The organism is Microcystis sp. M109S1, from assembly GCF_020247025.1.
In the GTDB taxonomy this organism is placed as follows: domain Bacteria; phylum Cyanobacteriota; class Cyanobacteriia; order Cyanobacteriales; family Microcystaceae; genus Microcystis.
Genome location: NZ_JADBRW010000462.1, coordinates 1 through 7500, shown reverse-complemented (window position 1 = coordinate 7500; position 7500 = coordinate 1). Strand labels below are relative to the sequence as shown.

Genomic DNA, 7500 nt, shown 5'->3' with positions numbered 1-7500 from the left:
GTTGGGTAAGACTTTTAGACTTTTTGTCAATCAAAAAGTACCAGGCATGGGAGTGATCAGGGGGAAAATTCAGGTACTTTTTCCCTGAAAATTAGGTAGTTGACCACCTGAAAATCGGTAAAACCCATCCCCCATCCCCCCTCCCCCAACCCCCAACCCCCAACCCCCACCGAAAAACTTTTTCAGCAGACCCTATATATTTTCCTACCAGATAGGAATCGTTACTTAGGGTTTGCTGAATAAATGTGAAATATAGACGAGGTAAGGGTTTTAGGGTACTGTTTCGCCCCCACAGGTGCAAGATTTTGAGAGTCCTGTAAGGGCGAAGCATTCGGGCAATAACCTATCGGTGAAACCGTAGATTTTCTATCCGAATGCTTCGCCCCTACTTTTTCAGCAAACCCTATTTAGCTTCAAATTGGGCCTGTTTACGAAGTAATTCCCCGATGGTTAAATTGGGTTGAGGTCTGCCATCAAAAACCGTTCCTACCTCAAATTTTTGCAACTGTACCCTTGCCAAATGATAGGCCTCATCCGGTAGGGGAATATAACCAATAGTATCTAATAAATTGGGAACTCGATCGAGATAATGTTCGACAAATTTCTCTAAAGCGGGATTCTCTTGGGCTTTTTGGGCATTAACATAAATAAACAAAGGACGAGATAAAGGCTGATATTTACTATCCTCTACATTGCTGCGAGTTGGTTCGATACCGTTAACTTTCAAAGCTTTTAATTTATCCCGATTTTGTTCATAGTAAGCATGACCAAAATAGCCTAAAGCGTTGGCATCTTGACTGACGGCATTAACTAAAGCTTGGTCATCTTCACTAAAATTAAAGTCCCCACGACTGGCATCTTTGCCGTTAATTACCTCACTGAAAAAATCGTAGGTTCCGGAGTCTTTACCTGGCCCGTGAAGGGTAATCGGTTGGTCAGGCCAAGCGGGATTAATTTGATTCCAACGTTTGATTTTATTCTCGGCCGCTGGTTCCCAAATAGTTCTTAATTCTGTGGTGGAAATATCATCAACCCAGTTATTTTGGGGATTGACTACCACGGTTAAAGCATCAAATGCGATCGGTAGTTCGATAAATCTTACCTTATTAGCATCACATTCTTTTAATTCTTCCACAGAAATCGGCCGAGAAGCATTATTAATATCCGTTTCTCCCGCACAAAATTTTCTAAAACCGCCGCCGGTTCCTGAAATATTAGCGTCAATTTTAACATCAGCCAAAACTTTGTTAGGGGTATTAGCTTTAAAATCTTCGAGAACTTTATTGGTAATTGGTGCTACGGTACTCGAACCATCAATTTTAATTGGTTTTAGGTCTTGAGGATTAATATTGGCACAAGCGGGTAAAAGTAGAGCAGTTCCTAGGACAATTGCGACTACTTTGGTCGGACGAGATAGCTGAGTAAAAATTTCTAGCATAGGTGTAAAAAGGACAAAGTAAAAAAGGGGCGCTAGGTGTTTTTTCAGTGACCAGTAAACAGTAATCAGTAATCAGTGAGGGATTTGGGATTTGGGTGTTGGGGAGTTTTTTGCTGTAATCGGTAATCGGTGAACTGAAAACTCACATCTGATAACTGATAACTGATAACTGATAACTGATAACTGATTCAAGGCTGGGGGATGATGGCTAAAAACCTTAATATTTTCTTTGTTGTTTTTACGTCGCTATAATGGTAAGGAAAGAGACAACCCCTATCTAGACATGAAAAGTTAGCGGCTTTACCTGCGACTTAAAACTAATGTTCAGTCAAAATAAATAGTAAAAGAAGTTGAGATTTTTGTCTAGAACGTAGGTTGGGTTGAAGCATGAAACCCAACGCCCGCATGGGTTACGAAGTGCGCTAACCCATCCTACAAATAATTGTGCCTCCCTACTTAAAACTAATGTTCAGTCAAAATAAATAGTAAAAGAAGTTGAGATTTTTGTCTAGTTATCGAGAAAATTTTCCTTGACAATACATTATGTTTTTTTATTCGCTTCTTAACCTATTCTTTACCAAGCCGTGGTAACTTTTAGCGTAAGATTTAAGGCAGTTTACGGATCAAAATTAATCCTCATCCTATGCTCAGCAAAAACAGAACCCATTTACTAACAGCCTTATCCATAGCGACTTTAACCGCGACTTTAACCGCTTGTGGGGGCGGTGATACGGCAGGAACTAGCGGAGAGGGAAGCAATAGAATCTCCCAAGTCCCTCTACAAGGAGAGGTCGCCCTCAATGGTGCGGGCGCTTCTTTTCCTGCACCCCTATATCAAAACTGGTTTGTCACCATCAATCAACTATTTTCTAAACTGCTAATTAACTATCAATCTACCGGTAGCGGGGCGGGAGTCGAACAATTTATTCAAGGTACGATCGATTTTGGCGCTTCCGATGTAGCCATGAGTGACGAAGATATGGCCAGAGTTAGCCGCGGGGTTTTACTGCTACCGATGACGGCGGGAAGCATCGTTATGGCTTATAATTTGCCCGGAGTAGAAGGGCTGAAACTAAGTAGGGAAGCCTATGTAGGCATCTTTTTAGGCACGATTACCCGTTGGAACGATGCCAAAATTGCCGCCGATAACCCCGATTTAAAACTACCCGATCAAGAAATTACCGTAGTTCACCGGGCAGACGGTAGCGGGACAACGGGAGTTTTTACCAAGTTTTTAAGCGCCGTTAGTCCCGAATGGAAAAAAAGCATCGGGGACGGAAAAGCCGTACAATGGCCGACCAAAAAAGGTAAATTTCTCGGCGGTAGAGGCAATGAGGGTGTAACCGCCCTAATTCAACAAAATCAAGGCTCGATCGGCTATATCGAGTACGGTTTCGCTAAAAATAATAACCTGCCCATGGCCGCCCTGCAAAATCAGGCGGGTAAATTTGTCAATCCCGATGAAACCAACGCCGCTGCAACCTTAGCCACGGTGGAATTACCCGAAAATCTGCGGGCTTTTATCGTTGATCCCCCGGGGGAAAATTCCTATCCCATTGTCACCTACACTTGGATGTTGGTTTATAAAAAATACAACGATCCCCAAAAAGCTTTAGCTATGGAGGCGATGATCGAATTTGGACTCAATCAGGGACAGGAACAGTCCGCCGCCCTTGGTTATATTCCCCTACCGAAAAACGTCCGGGAACGAGTAGCTGCCGCTGCCGATGTCATCTATCCCGAGTACACAATCAAGGTGGATTAGTCGCCGAAAAAATGTATTCAAAGTTACAATAATAGTGTAGAAAAGTCAATTTCGACCTTAGCTACCGCAAACTAGCTGGATTTAAACCCTAATCATGAGTGCGCCCACAGTTTCACCCGAATCAAATTTTAAAGAACGTCCAGAATCAGAAAAAATCCTCGATAAAGGCTTTGTTGGATTAACTACCGCCTTTGCCATCGCTATTGGGGTAATTTTGCTCCTAATTGCCCTAGTTATTTTTATTCGGGCTTTACCGGCGATTCAAACCTTTGGTCTGGGATTTTTGACCAGTAGTGCTTGGAATCCCGTGCGCGGTCGCGAAGAATTCGGAGTTCTGCCCGTTATCTACGGAACTCTCGTTAGTTCTCTGATTGCCCTCCTGATTGCTGTTCCCCTCGGTATCGGTTCAGCCATTTTTTTAAGCGAAGATTTTATTCCCTTAAATGCGCGGACAATTTTAGTCTTTTTAGTACAACTTTTGGCCGCTATTCCCAGCGTTGTTTACGGATTGTGGGGCATTTTCGTGCTGATTCCTATACTCAGACCCCCTGGCAACTGGTTAAATGCTAATTTTGGCTGGATTCCTCTGTTTAGCACCCCCTTGGGCGGGCCAGGTATGTTACCGGCGGGGGTAATTTTATCGATTATGATCCTGCCGATTATTATCGCTATCTCTCGTGACTCTTTGGCCGCTTTACCGCCGGACTTGCGGCAAGCTTCCCTAGGTTTGGGAGCCACCCGTTGGGAAACGATTTTTCGGGTATTAATTCCTGCCGCTTTTTCCGGGATTGTCGGGGGGATTATGTTAGCTTTAGGGCGGGCTTTAGGGGAAACAATGGCAGTAACGATGATTATCGGTAATTCTAACCGTATTAGTGCCTCTATTCTCGCCCCTGCGAATACGATCGCCTCCTTGCTGGCTAACCAATTCGCCGAAGCTTCGGGAATGCAAGTATCAGCTTTAATGTATGCGGGTTTTGTGCTGTTAGTTTTGACCCTAGTAGTCAATATCTTCGCAGAATTAATCGTTAATCGCGTCAAAGCTAAGTATTAAGCCATCGGTCGTCAGTTATCAGTTATCAGTTTTAAGTTTTGAGTTTTAAGTGAGCAGTATGTATGGATATTCTCGACTTTGTTTGATAATTTTTGCTTATGGAATCGTGAAATGCTTACTAGGCAACACTTTTAGGACTATTTTGCGGAAAAAACTATCAGTATAGACCTCGTTTCCACACAGAAACCAGAAAAGCCTATGTATTAAGTGATGATCATCAAATGGCAGTTTACTGCTGTCTTTTCACTTTTCACTGTTTACTGTTTACTAATCACTGATTACTGTTCACTGATAACTGATAACTGATATGGATAGTGCGAATTTAGGCAATAATCTCAAAAAGAAACCGAGTAGTCCTCGATCGCTATTGGGGACAATTATGACCGTTCTCTCGGCTTTATGTTTAGCTGTCACCGTGATTCCCCTTTTTGCCGTCCTAGGCTTCGTTTTTGTGCAAGGGGTGGGTCGTTTAAACGCTAATCTCTTTACTAAATTACCACCACCGCCGGGGTTAGGAGGAGGCGGCATCGCTAATGCCATTTTAGGCACAATTATCGTCGTTGCCCTCGCTACAGCGATCGCAGTTCCCATCGGCGTTTTAGCGGCGGTTTATCTCTCGGAATTTAGCGGTGATAACAAACTTGCCCAGGGTGTGCGCTTTGCTACCAACGTTTTAGCGGGCGTTCCCTCGATTATTGTCGGGGTTTTCGCCTTCGGTTTGTTAGTTGCGCCCTTATTTGGCGAAGGAACAGCCCTTTTAGGTTTTTCTGCCCTGGCCGGTTCGATCGGTTTAGCGGTGTTAATGTTACCGACTATTATTAGAACCACCGATGAGGCTTTAAAAATCGTTCCCCAAGACATCCGCTGGGCAGCCATGGGTTTAGGGGCCTATAACTACCAAACTGTCCTAAAAATCGTCCTTCCTGCCGCAGTTCCCGCTATTTTAACCGGTGTGACTTTAGCAATTGCTAGGGCTGCCGGGGAAACCGCCTCCTTAATTTTTACGGCATTATTCTCTAACTTTTGGCCTCGGGGTGTCTTTGAACCGATTGCCACCCTTTCGGTCTTAGTTTTCAACTTTGCTACGGCCCCTTTTGCCCCTCAACAGCAATTAGCTTGGGCAGGTGCTTTAATTCTGGTGCTTTTGGTGTTGGTAACTAACATTTTATCCCGTTTAGCTACGCGCCAGAAAACCTATTAAGTCAAGGAAAAAGTGAAAAGGAAAAAGGGATATTTAAGTAAAAATCTATCTATCTTTCCAACTCCTCAATTATCCAAATTCAAGTGAAATAAATAATTTATGCTAACTAACTCTAACACCCATTCTACAGGAACCGTTTTAAAGGTCGATAAGGCTGACATTTACTATGGTAATTATCGGGCAGTACGAGACGTTTCGATCGATATTCCCAAAAATAAAGTCACCGCTTTTATCGGACCCTCTGGCTGTGGAAAAAGTACCATTCTCAGGTGTTTTAATCGTCTCAATGATTTAATTCACGGTTTTCGTATTGAGGGCAAAGTTTTTTATCATAACCAGGATATTTACTCTCAAGAGGTGGATCCTGTCGAAGTAAGAAAATGTATCGGTATGGTGTTCCAGCGCCCTAATCCTTTCCCCAAATCCATCTATGATAATGTGGTTTACGGAGCGCGCTTAAATGGTTATAAAGGCGATTTAGATGAATTAGTAGAAAAATCCTTGCGTCGGGCAGCTCTCTGGGAAGAAGTACAAGATAAACTGAAAGAAAGCGGTTTTTCCCTGTCGGGGGGACAACAACAAAGATTATGTATTGCTCGCGCTATTGCCGCTCAACCAGAAGTATTATTAATGGATGAACCCTGTTCGGCACTCGATCCGATTTCAACTTTAAAAGTTGAGGAATTAATGCACGAGTTAAAAGAACGTTATACAATTATTATTGTTACTCACAATATGCAACAAGCTACTAGAGTAGCAGATTTAACGGCTTTTTATAACGCTGAACCCACCGATAAAGGTGGCAAAATTGGTTATCTAGTCGAGTTTGATCATACGGACAAAATCTTCGGTGATCCTCAAGAACAAGCAACTAAAGATTATGTTAGTGGACGTTTTGGCTAAATCAGTTATCAGTTATCAGTTATCAGTTATCAGATGTGAGTTTTCAGTGAACAGTATGAAGTGGCAAGTTGGCAGTTTTCTTTTCACTGATTACTGTTTACTGGTCACTGAAAAAAAACACCCATCTTCTTTTTCCTTTGAAAATTATGTATAGTACCGATGTTGTTACCGATGCGGTTTTGAGAACCAAAAACTTAAATGTTTACTACGGTTCTAATCTCGCTGTTCGTGATGTTAACCTTGATATTCCTGAGAAAAAAGCGATCGCTTTTATCGGTCCCTCTGGCTGCGGAAAAAGTACGGTTTTGCGCTGTTTTAATCGCATGAATGATCTGGTTAAAAGTGCCAAAATTGAGGGAAAAGTTACCTTTCGCGGTCAAGATATTTATGGTAATTCCGTTAACCCTATCGGGTTACGCAGTCGCATCGGTATGGTGTTTCAGAAACCGAATCCTTTCCCCAAATCTATCTATGAAAATATCGCTTTTGGGGCGCGTTTAAATGGTTACATCGGTGATATGGATCAATTAGTGGAAGAATCTTTAAGAAAAGCCGTTCTCTGGGATGATGTTAAAGGTAAACTCAAAGAAAGTGGTTTAGCTTTATCGGGGGGACAACAACAAAGGTTATGTATTGCCCGCGCTATTGCGGTTAAACCGGAAGTTGTTTTAATGGATGAACCCTGTGCGGCACTCGATCCGATTTCTACCATAAAAATTGAGGAATTAATTCACGAATTAAAAACCCAATATACTATAGTTATTGTTACTCATAATATGCAACAAGCGTCGCGGGTTTCTGATTTAACGGCTTTTTATAATGCTGAACCGACCCCAAAAGGCGGTAAAGTGGGCTATTTAGTGGAATATGATCGCACCGAGGTAATCTTTCAAAATCCCGCTCAAGAGTCCACTAGAGATTATGTTAGTGGTCGTTTCGGTTAAAGGATTAATAATTAGGGTTTGCGGCAAAAAGTTTTTCGGTGGTGGTAGGGTGTGGGGTGTGGGGTGTGGGGTGTGGGGTTTTACCAGTTTTGAGGTGGCCAATTACCTAATTTTCAGGGAAAAAGTGCCTAAATTTCCCCCCGATCACTGCCATATCCAGTACTTTTTAAGTTCCAAAAGGTCTAAAAGTCTTAC

7 protein-coding genes are annotated in these 7500 nt (G+C 42.6%); 6 read left to right on the top strand and 1 reads right to left on the bottom strand.

The features are described 5' to 3' along the window. Window positions 1-403 precede the first annotated feature (403 nt). The gene (locus IM322_RS22735) at window positions 404-1438 is read right to left on the bottom strand and encodes a PstS family phosphate ABC transporter substrate-binding protein (protein ID WP_287673055.1); all 1035 of its coding nucleotides are present in this window, start codon (window positions 1436-1438) and stop codon (window positions 404-406) included. A gap of 643 nt (window positions 1439-2081) precedes the next feature. Between IM322_RS22735 and pstS the strand changes: the two genes are divergently transcribed. From pstS to IM322_RS22705, 6 genes are all read left to right on the top strand, one after another. Then, window positions 2082-3203, top strand: a complete 1122-nt coding sequence (pstS, locus tag IM322_RS22730; protein WP_287673057.1) for a phosphate ABC transporter substrate-binding protein PstS — start codon at window positions 2082-2084, stop codon at window positions 3201-3203. A 94-nt stretch (window positions 3204-3297) separates the two neighbouring features. Further along, complete coding sequence (pstC, locus tag IM322_RS22725) at window positions 3298-4257, top strand: phosphate ABC transporter permease subunit PstC (protein ID WP_287673058.1); 960 nt, start codon at window positions 3298-3300, stop codon at window positions 4255-4257. 307 nt (window positions 4258-4564) lie between these two features. After that, entirely contained in the window at window positions 4565-5458 is an 894-nt protein-coding gene (gene pstA / locus IM322_RS22720; protein ID WP_002732684.1) for a phosphate ABC transporter permease PstA, read from the top strand. Window positions 5459-5557: 99 nt separating this feature from the next. Then, complete coding sequence (pstB, locus tag IM322_RS22715) at window positions 5558-6361, top strand: phosphate ABC transporter ATP-binding protein PstB (RefSeq protein WP_287673060.1); 804 nt, start codon at window positions 5558-5560, stop codon at window positions 6359-6361. A 146-nt stretch (window positions 6362-6507) separates the two neighbouring features. Next, window positions 6508-7305, top strand: coding sequence for a phosphate ABC transporter ATP-binding protein PstB (gene pstB, locus IM322_RS22710; protein WP_287673061.1), 798 nt, complete (start codon window positions 6508-6510; stop codon window positions 7303-7305). Beyond that, on the top strand, window positions 7283-7500 hold a 218-nt coding region (locus tag IM322_RS22705), incomplete at its 3' end, for a hypothetical protein (RefSeq protein WP_287699231.1). The genes pstB (IM322_RS22710) and IM322_RS22705, both read left to right, overlap by 23 nt.